This window comes from Bacillus sp. HMF5848 (genome assembly GCF_003944835.1).
Classification (GTDB): Bacteria; Bacillota; Bacilli; order Bacillales; family HMF5848; genus HMF5848.
This window is the reverse complement of sequence record NZ_RWIV01000001.1, coordinates 1255235-1272502: the sequence shown is the minus strand read 5'-3', so window position 1 is coordinate 1272502 and position 17268 is coordinate 1255235. Positions and strand designations below refer to the sequence as shown.

12 protein-coding genes and 1 pseudogene are annotated in these 17268 nt (G+C 38.9%); 2 read left to right on the top strand and 11 right to left on the bottom strand.

The genetic code is table 11. From position 1 onward, the window contains the following. Positions 1-416: 416 nt before the first annotated feature. Positions 417-2966 (bottom strand): ATP-dependent chaperone ClpB, encoded by a 2550-nt coding sequence (clpB, locus tag EJF36_RS06060; protein ID WP_125905458.1) that lies wholly within the window; start codon positions 2964-2966, stop codon positions 417-419. Positions 2967-3593: 627 nt separating this feature from the next. After that, the gene (locus tag EJF36_RS06055) at positions 3594-3773 is read right to left on the bottom strand and encodes a YjzC family protein (protein ID WP_125905457.1); all 180 of its coding nucleotides are present in this window, start codon (positions 3771-3773) and stop codon (positions 3594-3596) included. A 401-nt stretch (positions 3774-4174) separates the two neighbouring features. Here EJF36_RS06055 and EJF36_RS06050 point away from each other — a divergent pair, with 401 nt between their 5' ends. After that, positions 4175-4990 (top strand): undecaprenyl-diphosphate phosphatase, encoded by an 816-nt coding sequence (locus EJF36_RS06050; protein WP_125905456.1) that lies wholly within the window; start codon positions 4175-4177, stop codon positions 4988-4990. Positions 4991-5271: 281 nt separating this feature from the next. Here the strand turns inward: EJF36_RS06050 and argF are convergent, their stop codons facing one another. The 7 genes and pseudogenes from argF to argC all read right to left on the bottom strand — a co-directional run bounded on the left by argF (position 5272) and on the right by argC (position 14724). Further along, the gene (gene argF, locus EJF36_RS06045) at positions 5272-6216 is read right to left on the bottom strand and encodes an ornithine carbamoyltransferase (RefSeq protein ID WP_395940623.1); all 945 of its coding nucleotides are present in this window, start codon (positions 6214-6216) and stop codon (positions 5272-5274) included. After that, positions 6210-9311 carry a carbamoyl phosphate synthase large subunit gene (locus EJF36_RS06040; RefSeq protein WP_125905454.1) on the bottom strand — a complete coding sequence of 1034 codons (3102 nt, stop codon included), beginning with the start codon at positions 9309-9311 and terminating at the stop codon, positions 6210-6212. Before EJF36_RS06040 ends, argF begins: the two co-directional genes overlap by 7 nt. Beyond that, positions 9304-10374: a carbamoyl phosphate synthase small subunit gene (locus EJF36_RS06035; protein WP_125905453.1), complete on the bottom strand. Its 1071-nt coding sequence runs from the start codon at positions 10372-10374 to the stop codon at positions 9304-9306. Before EJF36_RS06035 ends, EJF36_RS06040 begins: the two co-directional genes overlap by 8 nt. Before the next feature lie 69 nt (positions 10375-10443). After that, complete coding sequence (locus EJF36_RS21785) at positions 10444-11607, bottom strand: acetylornithine transaminase (protein ID WP_260471977.1); 1164 nt, start codon at positions 11605-11607, stop codon at positions 10444-10446. 57 nt (positions 11608-11664) lie between these two features. Beyond that, positions 11665-12336, bottom strand: a pseudogene (gene argB / locus EJF36_RS21780) (acetylglutamate kinase); the annotation flags it as partial. Between the two features lie 17 nt (positions 12337-12353). After that, positions 12354-13586 carry a bifunctional ornithine acetyltransferase/N-acetylglutamate synthase gene (gene argJ / locus EJF36_RS06025; protein ID WP_125905451.1) on the bottom strand — a complete coding sequence of 411 codons (1233 nt, stop codon included), beginning with the start codon at positions 13584-13586 and terminating at the stop codon, positions 12354-12356. Between the two features lie 103 nt (positions 13587-13689). Continuing rightward, positions 13690-14724: an N-acetyl-gamma-glutamyl-phosphate reductase gene (gene argC, locus EJF36_RS06020; RefSeq protein ID WP_125905450.1), complete on the bottom strand. Its 1035-nt coding sequence runs from the start codon at positions 14722-14724 to the stop codon at positions 13690-13692. 228 nt (positions 14725-14952) lie between these two features. Between argC and EJF36_RS06015 the strand changes: the two genes are divergently transcribed. Next, on the top strand, positions 14953-15627 hold the full coding sequence (locus tag EJF36_RS06015) for a Crp/Fnr family transcriptional regulator (RefSeq protein WP_125908285.1): 675 nt from the start codon (positions 14953-14955) through the stop codon (positions 15625-15627). 300 nt (positions 15628-15927) lie between these two features. Here EJF36_RS06015 and EJF36_RS06010 read toward each other — a convergent pair whose 3' ends face one another. Continuing rightward, positions 15928-16341 carry a respiratory nitrate reductase subunit gamma gene (locus tag EJF36_RS06010; protein WP_125905449.1) on the bottom strand — a complete coding sequence of 138 codons (414 nt, stop codon included), beginning with the start codon at positions 16339-16341 and terminating at the stop codon, positions 15928-15930. Between the two features lie 381 nt (positions 16342-16722). Next, on the bottom strand, positions 16723-17250 hold the full coding sequence (locus EJF36_RS21435; protein ID WP_185806825.1) for a CueP family metal-binding protein: 528 nt from the start codon (positions 17248-17250) through the stop codon (positions 16723-16725). Between the last annotated feature and the right edge of the window lie 18 nt (positions 17251-17268).

Below are 17268 nucleotides of genomic sequence, written 5' to 3'. Positions count from 1 at the left end.
CTTGTGAGTTAATTCACAAATAATATCTACCATACATTGACTCATACTTAATGTATGTAAAAAAATAAAAAAGGGAAGGGAAAGTACCTAAAAAAATGTAAGAGGATGCAGTTAGTATGACATATAGACATAATTATTTGCTGACACTCCCACATGGGCTTTCCCGTTCGGGAAGTTCTGTAAACATAAAATCTATTTAAAATTGTTTAAAATGTCAGTTTACAATCACACTCTGGGAAATAAACAATTATAACTTTTATTACGTTGCTTCCGTTTTTCCAATGCAGTGATGAACAAGAAACCTGCATTATGGAAAAGCGCCAAGAAGCAAGCTTGGCACTTTTCTAAAGATTTTTTGATGACTTTACGTGCACCGAAGACGTCGTCCGTGATTATAACAATCTTTTCTATATACTCTATTTTCGGATAATCCAGCCATTGTCATAATCAATCACTATAGCATCGTGATCAAAAATAGCTCCTGCGATAATCTGCTTTGCTACAAGCGTTTCAATATGCTTTTGAATGTAGCGTTTTAATGGTCTTGCACCATATGTCGGATCAAAGCCACCCTCAATAATTTGTGATTTCGCATCGTCTGATAACGTAATAGCGATATGCTTATCGTCTAATCGATGCTGCAGTTCTTTAACAAGTTTATCTACTATGCCGCGGATTTCTTCAACGCCTAATGGATGGAATAAAATAACCTCATCCACTCGATTTAAAAACTCAGGACGAAAATGCTGTCGCAGCATGTTCAATACATTGTCTTCACTTTTTTCATTCTGTTCTAGTAAAAATTGAGACCCAATATTAGATGTCATAATAATAACAGTATTTTTAAAATCAACAGTTCGGCCGTGCGAATCAGTAATCCTACCATCATCTAGAACCTGCAGAAGGATATGAAACACCTCTGGATGAGCCTTTTCAATTTCATCTAATAACACTACGCTGTATGGTTTACGACGAACTGCTTCTGTTAATTGTCCACCTTCTTCATAGCCTACATAGCCTGGAGGAGCACCAATTAAACGAGAAACAGCGTGCTTTTCCATGTACTCTGACATATCTATGCGAATGATTTGTTCTTCACTGTCAAACAAGTTACTTGCTAACGCTTTAGCAAGCTCTGTTTTTCCCACACCAGTTGGACCTAGAAAAATAAAAGAGCCAATAGGACGGTTTGGGTCCTTAATACCCGCTCGCGCTCGGAGTACAGCATCACTTACGAGTGAAATAGCTTCATCCTGGCCTATTACCCTTTGTTTCAACGTATCTTCAAGCTTTAACAGCTTTTCGCGTTCACCTTCAATTAGCTTTGTAACGGGAATACCTGTCCATTTTGCAACAATTTGGCTTATTTCCTCCTCGGTCACTTCTTCACGAAGTAGTCTACCTTCGCGGTTTTTCTCAAACTCTTTTAGTTGTTTTTCAAGGGCCGGAATGGTCCCATGACGAAGTTCGGCGGCTTTGTTTAAGTCATATTTATTTTCTGCTTCCTCTAGTTCGCGGCGTGTCGTCTCTAATTTTTCGCGCAGTTCCTGAATTTGTACAATACCAGCTTTTTCATTTTCCCATTGCGCACGCATCGTAGTCAGCTGTTCTCGCATATTTGCTAGCTCTTTAGTAATAGCAGCTAGACGATCTTGGCTAGCGAGGTCTGATTCTTTTTGAAGCGCGGCCTCTTCTATTTCTAGCTGCATCGTTTTTCTCATAATTTCGTCAAGTTCAGTTGGCATAGAATCAATCTCTGTGCGAATCATAGCACATGCTTCATCAACTAAATCAATCGCTTTATCAGGTAAAAAACGGTCGCTAATATATCTGTCTGATAACATGGCAGCAGCAACTAGCGCTCTGTCATGAATGTTAACACCGTGATGCACTTCAAACCGTTCTTTTAAACCACGTAATATGGAAATAGTATCTTCAACGTTTGGCTCTGTTACCCTTACTTGCTGGAAGCGGCGTTCGAGTGCAGGGTCCTTTTCAATGTATTTACGATATTCATCTAAAGTTGTAGCTCCAATACAATGAAGTTCGCCACGTGCAAGCATTGGTTTGAGCATATTGCCAGCATCCATTGCTCCATCTGTTCGCCCAGCACCAACAATGGTATGAAGCTCATCTATAAATAATAATATTTGGCCATCACTCTTTTTAATTTCTTTCAGAACTGCTTTAAGTCTTTCTTCGAATTCACCGCGGAACTTAGCGCCTGCAACTAAAGAGCTTAAGTCTAGAGAAAAAATAGTTTTACCTTGCAGCCCTTCAGGCACATCTTTTCTAACAATACGTTGAGCTAACCCTTCAACAATAGCTGTCTTCCCAACACCAGGCTCTCCTATTAAAACTGGGTTATTTTTTGTTTTTCTTGATAAAATACGAATAACACGACGAATCTCAGCATCTCGTCCTATCACAGGGTCTAGCTTACCAGCACGTACTTCTTCCACTAAATCACGGCCATATTTTTTTAACACATTATAAGTTGCTTCAGGATTTTGTGATGTCACTCTTTGATTCCCCCTAATACTTCGTAATGCTTGTAATAATTGCTGATATGTTATAACTTCCTGAATAAGCTGGCATGTGTCATCTTTTATGTTTGAGTTTGTTAAAGCTAGCAACACATGTTCAATAGACATGTATTCATCTTTGAACTTCTCTTGTTCTTTCTCTGCTTGTTGCAAAATTTTATGTAAAACTTGAGATAAATATATATTTGAACTACCTTGTACTTGTGGTTTTTTTGTAAGTATTTTTTGTACTTTCTGTTGAAGGGAGTTAATATCTATATGATTTTCTCGAAAAATTAAGGAAGCAAGACCCTCCTCATCTTTTAATAACGTTAACAATAAGTGCGCACTATCAATTTCTTGATGCTCATAATCACGAGCTAGCGATTCTGTTACAAGAAATGCTTGTTGCAACTTTTCCGTCATTTTTTGAAAATCCATTCTATTCCCTCCTGTGTATTTATTTGGTTTCTTTCAATCATACGTTTCACACAAAGATGCTCAAAACTTTTGTTACTAATACTTGCATAGTCACCTGTTGTTCATTACACCATTTGGAAGTTTTCTCAACAATAGACTGACCTTTTTTGACCTATTCATATTTTACCATGTATTATAAAAGTCACAAGTAAAGTGCAAACCAATATTTTTATTAGTTCTAGAGCTTACTCCATTTTAAGGGCAACGGTGGAGCAACTATTAATATTACGAACTAAAGCCATTGTAGGTTTTACTAGATCTGTAAATTTTTAAAAAATCTTTACCTTTTTCAAGAAATTCTCGCTTTTTCAAGAATTTTTCACTGTTTTTCAAGTGGTTTTCAAGAATGTTGTACCTTTTTTCAAGAAACTTTCTCTACTTATCAAGAATTCCTAGCTTTTTCAAGAATTTTTCGCTGTTTTTCAAGAAACTTGTGGTCGTTTTCAAGAATGTTGTACCTTTTTTCAAGAAACTTTCTCTACTTATCAAGAATCCCTAGCTTTTTCAAGAATTTCTCACTGTTTTTCAAGAATCTCACCAATTACATAAAAAAATAGCCACTCCTGCTGTGCAAGAGTGGCTGCGTTGTTAGAACTTGGGAAAATATGTCCAAATCCGGTTATGATTTGATGTTTCTGGGAACCGTTCACCTGCATGCAAACGAAGTTTTTTAGGATTCATAACGCCGCTGCCAGTTTCTCCAATCTCAATATAAAGCCCATTGTTTGGTGCTTTATCTCCAGGTTTGAAATGTCTACGTTGTCCCATGATTGGAACCCTCCCTATCGGCCTGGTCGCTTGATGGATACCCATCAAGACATTACTATTTTGTCCAAAGCTGCATTGAGTATTTATTAATTTACTACCAGTTTTTAGTTATAACGATGGACTAGCTGCAATAAGTTATGATGAAGAGTGGTTTTATTGCTGTGTGAAAACAAAGTGACAAATTTGTCACTTTGTTTAATGAACTGTTAGATTAATGACAGGAAATAAGTGCTAATTACTTTTATAATAAATGAGTAAACTTTTGCGCTAAAGAGCATTCCTTTTCTTAAACATTCTACCTGCAGGGTTTTTAATAATAAAAGGAAAAATATTATCTTTACAGAACATTGGAATCCATGTTTAATTAATGATATGCAAAAAATTAGGGAGTTGTACGTTTAATGGAAAAACTATACGAATTAATAAAATATTTATTTTTAGGCATGTTTCAAGGCTTTACTGAACCTATTCCGGTTTCATCAAGCGGTCATTTAGTACTCGCTCAGGATTATTTAGGAATTGAAAATATCGGGATGACGTTTGAGTTACTCGTTAACACAGCATCGTTACTTGCTGTACTACTTATTTATCGCAATGATCTAATTCGTTTAGCTACTAATGGTATTAAATATACAATTACAAGACAAGAGGAGAGTAAAGCAGACTTTCGCTTCATTATATATTTAATCATTGCTACGATTCCTGCTGGAGTCATTGGCGTAACAATGGACGATTATATAGCCTCAATTTTTAAAGAATCAACACAACTCGTAGGTATTACACTTATTGTCACAGGTATTGCTTTATGGTTAATTAGAAACTTAAAGGGTCGTAAGCAAGATGGAGATTTACGTCTTAGAGATGCGATTATCATTGGATTGGCACAAGCTGTTGCACTTATTCCTGGCATAAGCCGCTCAGGTGCAACTATTGTTGCGGCGATGGGATTAGGCATGAAGCAAGAAACAGCTTTACGCTTTTCATTTTTAATGTTTATACCCGTTAGCTTCGGTGGCATGCTTTTAAGTTTTTCCGACTTAGCACAAGATCCAAATTTAAATGCTCTTGCTATACCATATACAGTCGCGTTCATAGGTTCACTCGTAGCTTCATATTTCTCACTTAAGTGGTTTATGAACATTATGGCGCGTGGTAACATTAAATACTTTGCATATTATTGTTTAATCGTCGGTCCACTCGTTGCTATTTTTGGATAAAAACATTGCCCTCGCCTATGCAGCGAGGGTTTTGCTTTTACCCCAAAAAGGTGTGCATCACATAAAGTTGGTCACATTTTTATAAAAATAGTGAAATACGCATAAAATCAAGAAATTCGCGCATAAACTATGAAAACTTACGCATAAATCGTGGAAACTTACGCATAAACATCAAAAATTCACGCATAAACCCCAAAAACTCACGCATAACCTGCAAAATCTACTCGGCAAATTTTTACCGAACCCCCCTCGATTTTACAGCACACATATTCTTGCTATTTTTACGCAAGCAGAGCTTGTAATAATGCTTTTTGAGCGTGAAGACGGTTGCCAGCTTGTTGAAAAACGACAGAATTCGGTCCATCAATTACTGTCGCTGTGACCTCTTCTTCACGATGGGCGGGCAAACAGTGCATAAATATATAATCTGGCTTTGCCATGCCTACTATTTCGTCGTTAACTTGATAATGTTTAAATGCTTGTAATCGTAATGTAGCTTCTTCCTCTTGCCCCATACTTGCCCATACATCTGTGTAAATAATGTCTGCGCCACTAACATCTGTTAGATCGTGGCTAACTTTGAGATTAGCTCCTGACACATGCGCTAACGTTTCCGCTTCCAGTATAATCTCTTTTTTTGGCTCATAGCCTTTAGGACAGATCACCGTGCAATCCATCCCTACTATCGCAGAGCCAATTAGTAATGAGTGCGCCATATTATTGCCGTCCCCGATGTAAACCATCTTGTTACCTTTTAAATCACCTTTACATTCCATAACTGTCATTAAATCAGCTAACACCTGACATGGATGATGATCATCTGTTAACCCGTTAATAACCGGGATCGATGCATGCTCGGCTAATTGTTCCAGTTTAGAATGCTCAAAGGTACGTATCATAATAGCATCCACATACTGTGAAAGTACTTTTGCCGTATCTGATATTGGCTCACCCCGACCTAACTGCAAATCTCGACCACTTAAATACATAGCATTGCCACCTAGCTGCATCATTCCTGCCTCAAAGGATACACGAGTACGTGTTGACGGTTTGTCAAATATTAGTGCCAGAGTTTTCCCACGTAAAGTTGTTATAATCTCTCCTTGCTCATGCTTAGCTTTTAATGTAAGAGCTTGTTGTATTAAAAATAAAATATCTTCTTCCGTAAACTCCTTTAACGTTAAAACATCAAGCCCTTTTAAGCTTTTCGATAGTGTACTCATAATTGCTTCACCTCAATTGTTTTTATCGCAGCTTGCAGTGATAACACGGTAGTCGTTTTGGTTTGATATGCTTCAAGAAAGGCTAATAGCATCGCTAAATCATGACATTGAAAGATGCGATTTTTTAATGCTGTTATACGATTTTGGATTGAAAGTCCATCTTTTTTCATACTCAGTAAAACTATTGGTTTTGTTTCACTTTCATATTGCAGCTGTAAGTAAAGATTTGCGTTTACAATAGCTTCTTTTATTTTTTCTTGATCAGTAAACGAAAGGTCCTCCCAGCAATCAATCCAAACAGAATCGCCTTCACTCTTCATATACGTATAAAAGCTTTTTCTCATTGCTTCATTAATATTGCTCGCTATCGCTAAGCCTTCTCCTGTTGACTTCATGTCTGGCCCTGTCAAAGGATCTAGCCCGACTATTTTTTGTGTAGAAAAAACAGGGTATTTAATAGCTACAAACGGATAGTTACGTTGCCAATCCATTTTTGTCGAAATATATTTCCCAAGCAATATTTTTGTCGCAATTTGCGCTAAAGGGACCCCAGAAAGCTTGCTCACGATTGGCACTGTCCGACTGGCTCGTGGGTTTACCTCTAATACATAGACTGTTCCTTGATCTATCACATATTGAATGTTCATAATGCCTTTAAATGCGAGCTTTTGACAAATGGCACGAGCGTAGGTCATAATCTTGCGTTCTTCATCCTCATTAATAGATTGAGCAGGAAATATCGCAGTACTGTCGCCAGAATGTATGCCTGCACGTTCAACATGCTCGGCAATCATCGGTAAGCTCACAATCTCTTCCCCATTGGCTACAAGGTCTACCTCCACTTCCTTAGCAGGTACATATGCATCTAGTAAAAGTGGATACGTTTCTTGTGGATACTGACTTGTGAGCATCAGCATATCCTCTTCACATGTAATAACGGTCATGCCTTGTCCGCCAATCACATACGACGGTCTTATTAATAGCGGGTAGCCTAGTTGTGTTGCCTTGCTCAACACATCTGTTTCAGTAGTAGCAATAGTACCTGGAATGTGTGGGATATTTAAGTCGTCTAACAAGTGATAAAATCTTTCGCGGTCCTCAAGTACATCTATCACATCCGAAGTAGTGCCCGCTAAAGATACACCAGCTTCTTCAAAGCGTTTGACTAGATTAATCGCTGTCTGTCCCCCGAATTGTACAAGCACGTTCGTGATATTTTCAGCCTCAATGACATTCATAACATCCTCAAATGTCAAAGGTTCAAAGTACAACTTATCGGCCGTTTCATAGTCTGTACTTACTGTTTCTGGATTGTTGTTTAGTAAAATTGTTTCATAGCCTTCTTCTCGTGCTGCTATTACACTGTGTACCGCACTATAATCAAACTCGATACCTTGCCCTATTCGTATCGGCCCTGAACCGATAATAAGTACCTTCTTTTTCGTACCTGTATGAGCAACTTCGTTCTCGCCGTGATAATCAGAGTAATAATATGATGTTACCGCTTCAAATTCTGCTGCACACGTATCAACCATTTTGTATGCTGCTATTATACGAGCTTGTTTACGAATGTCGCGGAGCTCTTTCTCACTGATTCCCCACACACTTGCAATATAAGCATCACTAAATCCATATTCCTTTAACATTTTTAACAATGGAATATTTGTCGGTCCAGACGTTATCATTTCTTTTTCGAAAAAAATCAATGTTTGTAGTTTGTGTAAGAAAAAATGGTCAATTTTCGTTAAGTCATGTAAATCTGTTATATTCTTGCCATGACGCAGCAGAGCAGTTAGTGCAAATAAGCGGCGATCATCCTGCTGCTTTACTATATTTATTAATTCGTTAACTGATAATTGAGTAAATGTAGCCATTTCTATATTGATAAAACCAAGCTCTAATGATCGAACAGCCTTTTGTAACGCGGCCTCAAATGTGCGGGCGATTGCCATAACTTCACCAGTCGCCTTCATTTGCGTGCCAAGCGTTCGTTGTACGTCTGGGAATTTGTCAAACGGCCAGCGTGGAAATTTGACAACAACGTAATCTAAAGCAGGTTCAAAGCTAGCGTACGTATCACCTGTAACAGGATTAGTAAGCTCAGCAAGTGAGTACCCAACAGCTAGCTTCGCAGCCATACGTGCAATTGGATAGCCCGTTGCTTTTGATGCTAAAGCTGACGAGCGACTAACACGCGGATTTACTTCAATTAAGTAATATTGCTTACTATTAGGGTCTAGTGCAAATTGAATATTACAGCCGCCGATAATGCCTAGTGCAGAGATTATTTTTATAGAAGCGTTTCGTAGCATTTGATATTCCTGATCTGTTAACGTTTGTGATGGAGCAACTACGATTGAATCACCTGTGTGAATCCCAACTGGATCGATATTTTCCATATTACATATAGTGATGCACGTATTATCTTTATCACGCATAACCTCATATTCAATTTCTTTATAGCCGGCAACACTTCTTTCAACTAAGCATTGCTTGATTGGACTTTCTCGCAAGCCATTTTGAACGATTTGTGCAAGCTCCTCAAGAGTTGAGGCAATCCCGCCACCTGTTCCACCTAATGTATACGCTGGGCGAACGATGATAGGAAATCCTACGTGCTGAGCGAACATGATAGCTTCTTGCCACGACGTAATAATATCACTTTCAGGCACCGGCTCCTCTAGTTCGTACATAAGCTGACGAAACGCTTCGCGGTCCTCGCCTTTTTTTATAGAATCAATCGGCGTTCCAAGTAGGCGCACTTCATACTTTGCTAACACACCTGCATCATGTAGCTCGTATGCTAAATTTAGACCTGTTTGCCCTCCGAGAGTCGCGAGCAATCCATCTGGTTTTTCAACTTGAATGATCTCTTCAATTTTATCTATCGTTAACGGTTCAAAATATACAACATCTGCATACTGCTCATCTGTCATAATGGTAGCAGGGTTATTATTTACAAGGACGACTCGATAGCCCTCCTCGCGTAATGCAATACAAGCTTGTGTACCAGCATAATCAAATTCAGCCGCCTGGCCAATGACGATTGGACCTGAACCGATAACAAGTATTGTCGATACCGTCTCATCTTTAGGCATATGCTTTTCTCCTAACTGACTGAATCAATTGTAAAAAGTCATCAAATACATAGGCACATTCTGCTGGTCCCGGATGTGCTTCTGGGTGGTGCTGCACTGTCATAATCGGCAACGACTTATGCATTAACCCTTCCACTGTTCCATCGTTTACATGTCGATACCGAACAGATAAAGGGGTATTTACAAGCGAGTTTTCATCCACAACATAACTGTGATTTTGCGACGTCATAAATACCTTACCTGTTATTACATCTTTGACTGGATGATTGGCACCTCGATGACCGAAACGAAGCTTTATTGTATTTCCTCCAAACGCTAATGCTACAAGTTGATGACCTAGACAAATCGCTAGCGTTGGGTACTTTGTTAATAGCTTCGCTAGCACGGGCACCTGCATTTGCAGCTGCTTAGGGTCACCTGGTCCATTAGATAAAACAATGCCGTCGGGAGCTAACGCTACTATTTTGTCTGCATCCGTATTGTATGGCACAACAGTAATACGACAATCGCGTTTCATGAGCTCCTCAGCAATAGAAGACTTCATGCCAAAGTCAATCATCACAATGTGTGTTCGTCCTATGCCCATTGTTTTTATAGCTGGTTCTGACACTTGCGAAACAGGTGATGCTATCAGTTGGTTCATGGGAGATGTAACATCATTACGGGTGCTAATGGTGGCGGCCATCGTCCCTGCATGACGAATTTTTTTTACAACTGCTCTTGTATCAACATGCTCAAGAAGTGGAATGTTCCATGCTTGTAAATAGTCGCGAAGGCTTTGTTTTGCCTCATAGTGATAAAAACTATCAAAGCTTTGCCTTACAACTACGCCGGCCACATGTGGCTTTTTACTTTCAAAGTCTGTCGCATTAATTCCGTAGTTGCCAATTAGCGGGTACGTAAACACGACAATTTGGTTTTTATACGACGGATCAGTTAGTACCTCTTGATAACCCGTCATTCCTGTATAAAATACAAGCTCACCAGTTACATTCTCACTTAACGAAGGACTGATTTCCCCTGTAAAACTCTCACCTGTTTGCAAATGTATATATGCTTGCATACGTGACACCTCTAATTTTTATAAATATATTTGTATATTTATTCACTAAACTTCAAAAAAATACATTATTTATACACAATAGTTGTTTAATACATCCGTAATAATCGTTACAGCCTCATCCATTTCTTGCTGTGAAATAGTCAAAGGAGGCAACAAGCGGATAACGTTTGGACCAGCTGTTAAAGCAAGAAGTCCTTGCTGCTGTAGCTCAACAATAACGGACGATACATCAACCTCACAAGCAATCCCTATCATTAATCCTTTTCCCCTTATATCCTTTACAAACGGTATGGTATAAACATGCTTTTTCAGCTCATCCCGTAAATAGCAGCCTTTTTCAGAGACAGTTTGCAAAAAAGCATCATTAAAAATAATCTCAAGACTTGCTTTAGCAGCCGCAAGTGAAAGAGGATTGCCGCCAAATGTCGAACCGTGTGATCCTGGCCCAAACGCTTCTGCCAAATTCATTTTCCCGAGCATCACGCCAAGAGGTAGGCCATTAGCAATGCCTTTGGCGGACGTAATAATGTCAGGTGATAAGTGTGGCACATGCTGATAGGCAAATGCAGTTCCTGTTCTGCCAATCCCAGTTTGTACTTCATCTACGATTAATAGGGTACCGTTTTGTTGACAAAGTGCAGCAAGCTTTTGTAAAAATTCATCTTGTGCTACTACAACACCACCCTCACCTTGCACGATTTCAACCATCACAGCCGCCACTTCTGTATTCATAGTTGCTTCCAAGGCGTCACTATCATTTAACGGAAGATATACAAACTCTGGTAATAATGGTCCGTAGCCATCATGGATTTTCGCTTGCCCTGTCGCTGACATCGTAGCGAACGTTCGACCATGAAATGATTTTTCAAAAGTAATAATTTTATGTCGTTTCGTATATTTGCGTGCTAGTTTAATAGCCGCCTCATTTGCCTCTGCACCACTGTTACAAAAAAAGGCTAAGTCCGTATCACTATGGCTTGTTAATATCTCTGCTACTTCCTCCTGTAATGAAATAGGAAATAGATTCGATAGGTGCCAATACTTTTGCATTTGTTCCGAAACAGCACTCTCAACTGCATGATGGCGATGACCGAGATTACATACGGCAATGCCTGATACAAAATCTAAATATTTTTTCCCGTCTTTACTATATAAATAGCTACCTTCCCCGTACTCAATATGAAGCGACCAGCGGGCATAAGTCGGAAAAAGATGTGATGTTTTCTTCTCCACAATTTTCGTCCCCTTTACTGTATTTCCTTCATAGAAATTTTCCGCAACAATCATCACTTGATTTGCACCATGTTCTAAGCATGTCAGAGCTGATTTAACTTTAGGAATCATTCCTCCATAAATGGTCCCATTCTCAATGAGCTGCTCAATGTGATCCTTCGTTGCTTCCTTTAGTACGTTTCGATTAACTAATATACCAGGAACATCGGTAACAAATAGCAAATGCCTCGCTTGCAAGTCACGAGCGATAGCACCTGCTGCACTGTCAGCATTAATATTTAAAAGCTCACCATTTTCTGTCATACCAAGCGGAACGATAACAGGGATATGTTTATCATTTAATATGATTCGAATCGCATTCACATCAGTAGCCGTTGCTTCTCCAACATATCCATACTTTTCTTTATTTTTAAAAGCTGCTTGTAACACCGTACCCACACCGCAAGCTGCAACATTTTCGGCATTAAGCTTACGTACAAACTGCTCGTTTAATTGTAAAAGCATATCATTCACTATTTGCATAGCCTGATTAGACGTATAACGCAAGCCATCAACAAACGTCGATGGAATGTGATGTGCTGCAAGTTTTGCTGAAATATCTGGTCCCCCGCCATGCACTAGCACCACTTGATAGCCGTTTGCTTGCAGTGCGAGCAAGCTATCGAAAAAATGATGTGACAGCTCACGAAGAATACTTCCACCGCATTTCACGACAACAATATCTTGCATCAACAAATCCCCTTCCCTCATGTACGATAGCTAGCATTGATTTTGACGTAATCATACGTTAAATCACAACCCCACGCACAGCCTTCTCCAGACCCTTGATGTAGCTGAACATCGATGGTAACATCACTATTTTGTAAGTATTCTGTCGCTTGTTCTTCCGAGAACGGTAGCGGCTCACTACCCTCTAATATTTTAATCGGACCGAGTGCAATATCTATATAACTAGTATCTAGCTGCACCCCACTGTATCCTATCGCACAAATAATACGTCCCCAGTTTGCGTCTGTACCATAAATCGCAGATTTTACTAAGCTAGAGCCGACAATGGATTTAGCTATTTTTGCTGCATCCTCATCCGTCGCTGCACCTACCACTCGAACCTCTACTAACTTTGTTGCGCCTTCCCCGTCGCGAGCTATTTGCTTAGCCAAGCTTTCACACGTTTGCTGCAGAGCTTCTACAAAATCATCCCATTCAGAATGACTAGGCGTTAACGACTCGTTCCCTGCGAGACCGTTCGCCATTACGATCACCATATCATTTGTTGAAGTGTCACCATCAACGGTAATTTGATTAAATGTTTTGTTCGTAATTTGCTTTAAAGCCATCGAAAGATACGTACTCTCAATGTTAGCATCAGTAGTCACAAATGCTAACATCGTCGCCATATTCGGGTGAATCATGCCCGATCCTTTTGCTGCACCTCCGATCGTTACGGCGTGACCATTTATATGTGTTTGATAGCACGCTGTTTTCATGACCGTATCCGTTGTTAGTATCGCTTGCTGAAAGCTAACTGCACCGTCTGTGTCGTTTGTAGGTCGCAGCTGTTGAATACCATGAATGATTTTTTCCATCGGCATACACTCACCAATTACACCAGTTGAAGCGACGGCAACGAGATGCTCTGCAAACGAAAAAGCTTCTGCACACTGCTTGCGCATTTCATACGCATCGACTACCCCCTGTTTTCCCGTACAAGCATTGGCAAATGCACTATTTACTACAATAGCTTGTAGCTTTCCTTCTTTAGCAATGCTCTCCTGTGTTACTTGAAGTGGTGCTGCCTGGAATGCATTTAATGTATAAACAGCCGCACTAGATGCCGGTACATCGGATACAATCACTCCCACATCCTTCTTTTTATAACGCAATCCCGCGTGCACACCATCGGCTTTATACCCTTTCGGCGATACGACAGATCCCCCTTGAACCTCCGCTACCTTTGAGCTATTTTTTATGATTAACATAATCTCCCCCACTATTTTGTGTCTTTTCCTTTCGACCTTGCTGTTATGTTTCGTCGCGATATAATTCCCCAATTATACGTGCGCGCGAGACTTTCTTACTTTTTTAAGGATAAACAGGCACTATGTCGAGTCCTGCTCGTTCATCAAAACCAAGCATAATATTGGCGTTTTGAACGGCCTGCCCACTTGCGCCTTTCATTAAGTTATCGATTACAGACACAATCGTGATGCGCCCTGTTCTTGCGTCAATCGTCACAGCAATATCACAATAGTTCGAGCTAAACACTTCCTTTGTTGTTGGGAATTGACCTAGCTCTCGAATTCTCACAAAAGGCTTATTTTCATAGCTAGTTTTATATAAATCTAGTAAAGTTTGCTCGTTGATGGCGACTTTTGGGGTCGCATAAATTGTCGCCATAATTCCTCTTGTCATCGGAACGAGATGCGTATGAAATGTTATCGGCGCAGCCTGTCGGTTCCAATGTTTGAGCATTTGTTCTATTTCAGGGATATGCTGGTGTGAGTTAACTTTATAGATTTTCAAATTCTCATTTACTTCACTAAAATGTGTGTTCATCGTTGGTGAACGGCCCGCTCCTGATACACCGGTTTTTGCATCAATAATGATCGAGGCCGGATCAATGATGTCTTCTTGTATAAGTGGCGCGAGACCCAGTAGCGTCGCTGTGGGAAAACAGCCTGGATTAGCAATTAAACTTGCATGTTGAATATCACTTTGGTTCCATTCGCTTAATCCATATACAGCTTCATGTAAATGAGCCTCGGTAGGCGCCTGTTTGTTATACCAATCGCTATATTGCTGCTGATCTTTGAGGCGAAAATCTCCCGCTAAATCTATTACTCTTTTATGATGTTCTCTTAGCATTGGCACGAGCTTTGTTGAGGCACCTGTTGGGGCAGCAATAAAAACAATATCAATTTCGTGTAAGATTTCCTGATCAATAGGCTGTAACACTAAAGAATTAATATTTAATAAATGTGCATACGATTCTATGTATGGTGCATCCGCAGACGAGGATGATAATAAAGCTTCCAGCTTCATATATGGATGATTTGATAAAATTCGGACAAGCTCAGCACCACCATAACCAGTAGCGCCTATAACGGCGGCTTTCATCTTTTTTCCTCCTTGTCATAGCTTGCTATGTCGTTCGGATAAATAGTAATTATTTAACATTATATATGTGCATAAAAATAAATTCAATTGTATTTTTATTAATTTTCTAAAAATTTAATCTAGTTCCCTTTTATTGACGGTCGTATGAATTTCAGCTTTAATTTATAGTATGGAGTCTTTTTCAGCTCTATTTAAAGGGGTGATCACTTGAGTATTCTAACATCTACAATGGCACAAGAGCTGAAGTCTATTCTTGGTCATGAAGCGAATCGGATTGAGTTAGTGAAGGGGCAATTTTTATTTGAAGAAGGACAACCTGCTGATGAGCTGTTTATTATTCTTTCTGGTATGATTCAAATTGGGAAATACACATATGATGGCAGAGAGTTAACGTTTCGTGTTTCAAAGAAGGATGATATTATTGGCGAGGTTTCATTATTCAGTACTACAAGCAAGCATCTCGTCCATGCCAAAGTGGTAGAAACTGGAGAAGCGCTAGTTATATCAAAAACAATACTTGAAAAAAAACTAACTGAAAATCCGAAGCTTGCCCTTGATTTTATGAGATGGATGGGCGATAGTCTCCAAAAAACACAAACGAAATTACGTGACCTTGTGCTGCACGGAAAAAAAGGGGCCCTGTACTCTACCTTAATTCGCTTATCTAATAGCTACGGCGTGCAGCAAGAGTCAGATACAATTATTAATATTCAACTTACTAATCAGGAACTTGCCAACTTCTGTGGCACATCACGAGAAGTAGTAAATAGAATGCTAAGTGAATTGCGTAAAAACGGGATTCTTTCTATGGCAAAGGGTGTTATTACGATTCACAACATGCAATACTTACGTGATGAAATCAACTGTGAAAATTGCCCACCGGATTTATGTAATATGCAATAAACTTCAATCGTGTATGATTGTTACGCGAATAACAGATCGACCGGAATTATGTAATTTGCAATAAACTTCAATCATATATGATTGTTACACGAATAATAGATGAATCCAATACGTGTTCATTTTTAAAAATTTACGAAGATAGACATCAGAAAAGGCTACCAATTGGTAGCCTTTTATTATATTGGTAGCCTGTTAAGCTGATAGAAAAGTAGAATTTTTTCAAAAATCATCCTTCCCTAACGCATAAGTGCAACTACGCCTCTGTCTTCGCCAATCGGCGAGTTTTCTTTATAGTATCTCTTACCGTTTGTTTTTTATGATTTTCAGTAGTGTAGTAGGACAGACTAAATAACGAATATAACTTGTAAACGGTAACATTAATAGCATTGTTAAAAACGTGAACAGGTGAATCTTTGTTACTAATGTTGATTGAGTAATAGAATTTACATCTGGACGTAGAGTAAGTATGCTAACAGTCCAATTGATCAGTAACTGACGGTCTGGTTGTATTGTTTCAAAGAAATTTAAAAACAAAAATGATGTTCCAATAACGACGAGTAGCACATTTAACAATACACGCACTGAATACGTTGTTTTAAAAATATTCTTTTCATTGACACCTGCTATAGCATAGTCATACTGCCACACAAGCCCCATTATAAACACGAACAGAACCGAATATGGATACACAACCCAAACAATGAACTGTAGCATGGAAACCACCCTTTTTAGAAAAACAAACTTGTGTTTTATACACAAATGAGAATGGAGGGTTTTCCTTTACATAGAGGTTTAGCTTTTGAAAGTGAAATGTAATTGTTGCGACAGATAACCACCCATATTTGTATTTTATATGAACTTTCTGTGAAATGACTGTGACTATTCTCACTAAAATCAAGTTTTTTTCATATTTTAGAGCGTTTTGACTTGATTTTTTTCATTTGGGGTGTGAATGTGTGCGTTTGTAAACGCCCCAAGCTCGGTTCTTCTATTCTGTTTAGGAAGATACATTCTTAATGTAAGTGTATCCGTACTTCATGTAGTATTACTTATTAACCTTAACAAAAAACAGCACCTTACGAGGGTGCTGTTTTTTTATAATAATTGCATCGTTGTAATACATGTTGGATCATTTTCGAATGTGGATAATTGAGCTTTGGCCACTTTTCCGTTGACTTCAATTGTTACTTCGTAATTTTTGTCTCTTGGTAACCATAAATCAATAAATCCGTTGTCGTGTGATTTCACCATTTCATCTAACAAGACATTTCCGTCTACATCTTCAATAAACACCTTGAATTCTTCATTAACTAATTCGCCTTGACAACCTGTCAAGTTATGATTCAGTCAGGGATGTGTTTCATTAAAGTAAGGGGCAATTGATACAAAAAACTCATCTTCAGGTAAATCATACACTGATTGATTTTCATCACTGTCCGTCACAATAAGATGGTGAGATGTGATAGATGCTGATTGATTGTCAATGTTACCCACACTGTAATCATGAACCAAATCTTTAATATTTTTATCTTCAGAAGCTACGTTTTCAACTTCATTTCCTCCATTACAAGCTGCTAATACAAATGATAGTAATAGAGTTACTACGGCGAACTTCAATTTCATATAGTGATTCACATCCTT

Bases quoted from the DNA above. Each gene is read 5' to 3' on its own strand.
- EJF36_RS06015 (WP_125908285.1), top strand. From the start codon at position 14,953: ATGGCACAAGAGCTGAAGTCTATTCTTGGTCATGAAGCGAATCGGATT.
- clpB (WP_125905458.1), bottom strand. From the start codon at position 2,966: ATGGATTTTCAAAAAATGACGGAAAAGTTGCAACAAGCATTTCTTGTA.
- argC (WP_125905450.1), bottom strand. From the start codon at position 14,724: ATGAAAGCCGCCGTTATAGGCGCTACTGGTTATGGTGGTGCTGAGCTT.
- EJF36_RS06010 (WP_125905449.1), bottom strand. From the start codon at position 16,341: ATGCTACAGTTCATTGTTTGGGTTGTGTATCCATATTCGGTTCTGTTC.
- EJF36_RS06035 (WP_125905453.1), bottom strand. From the start codon at position 10,374: ATGCAAGCATATATACATTTGCAAACAGGTGAGAGTTTTACAGGGGAA.
- EJF36_RS06055 (WP_125905457.1), bottom strand. From the start codon at position 3,773: ATGGGACAACGTAGACATTTCAAACCTGGAGATAAAGCACCAAACAAT.
- EJF36_RS06040 (WP_125905454.1), bottom strand. From the start codon at position 9,311: ATGCCTAAAGATGAGACGGTATCGACAATACTTGTTATCGGTTCAGGT.
- EJF36_RS06050 (WP_125905456.1), top strand. From the start codon at position 4,175: ATGGAAAAACTATACGAATTAATAAAATATTTATTTTTAGGCATGTTT.
- argJ (WP_125905451.1), bottom strand. From the start codon at position 13,586: ATGTTAATCATAAAAAATAGCTCAAAGGTAGCGGAGGTTCAAGGGGGA.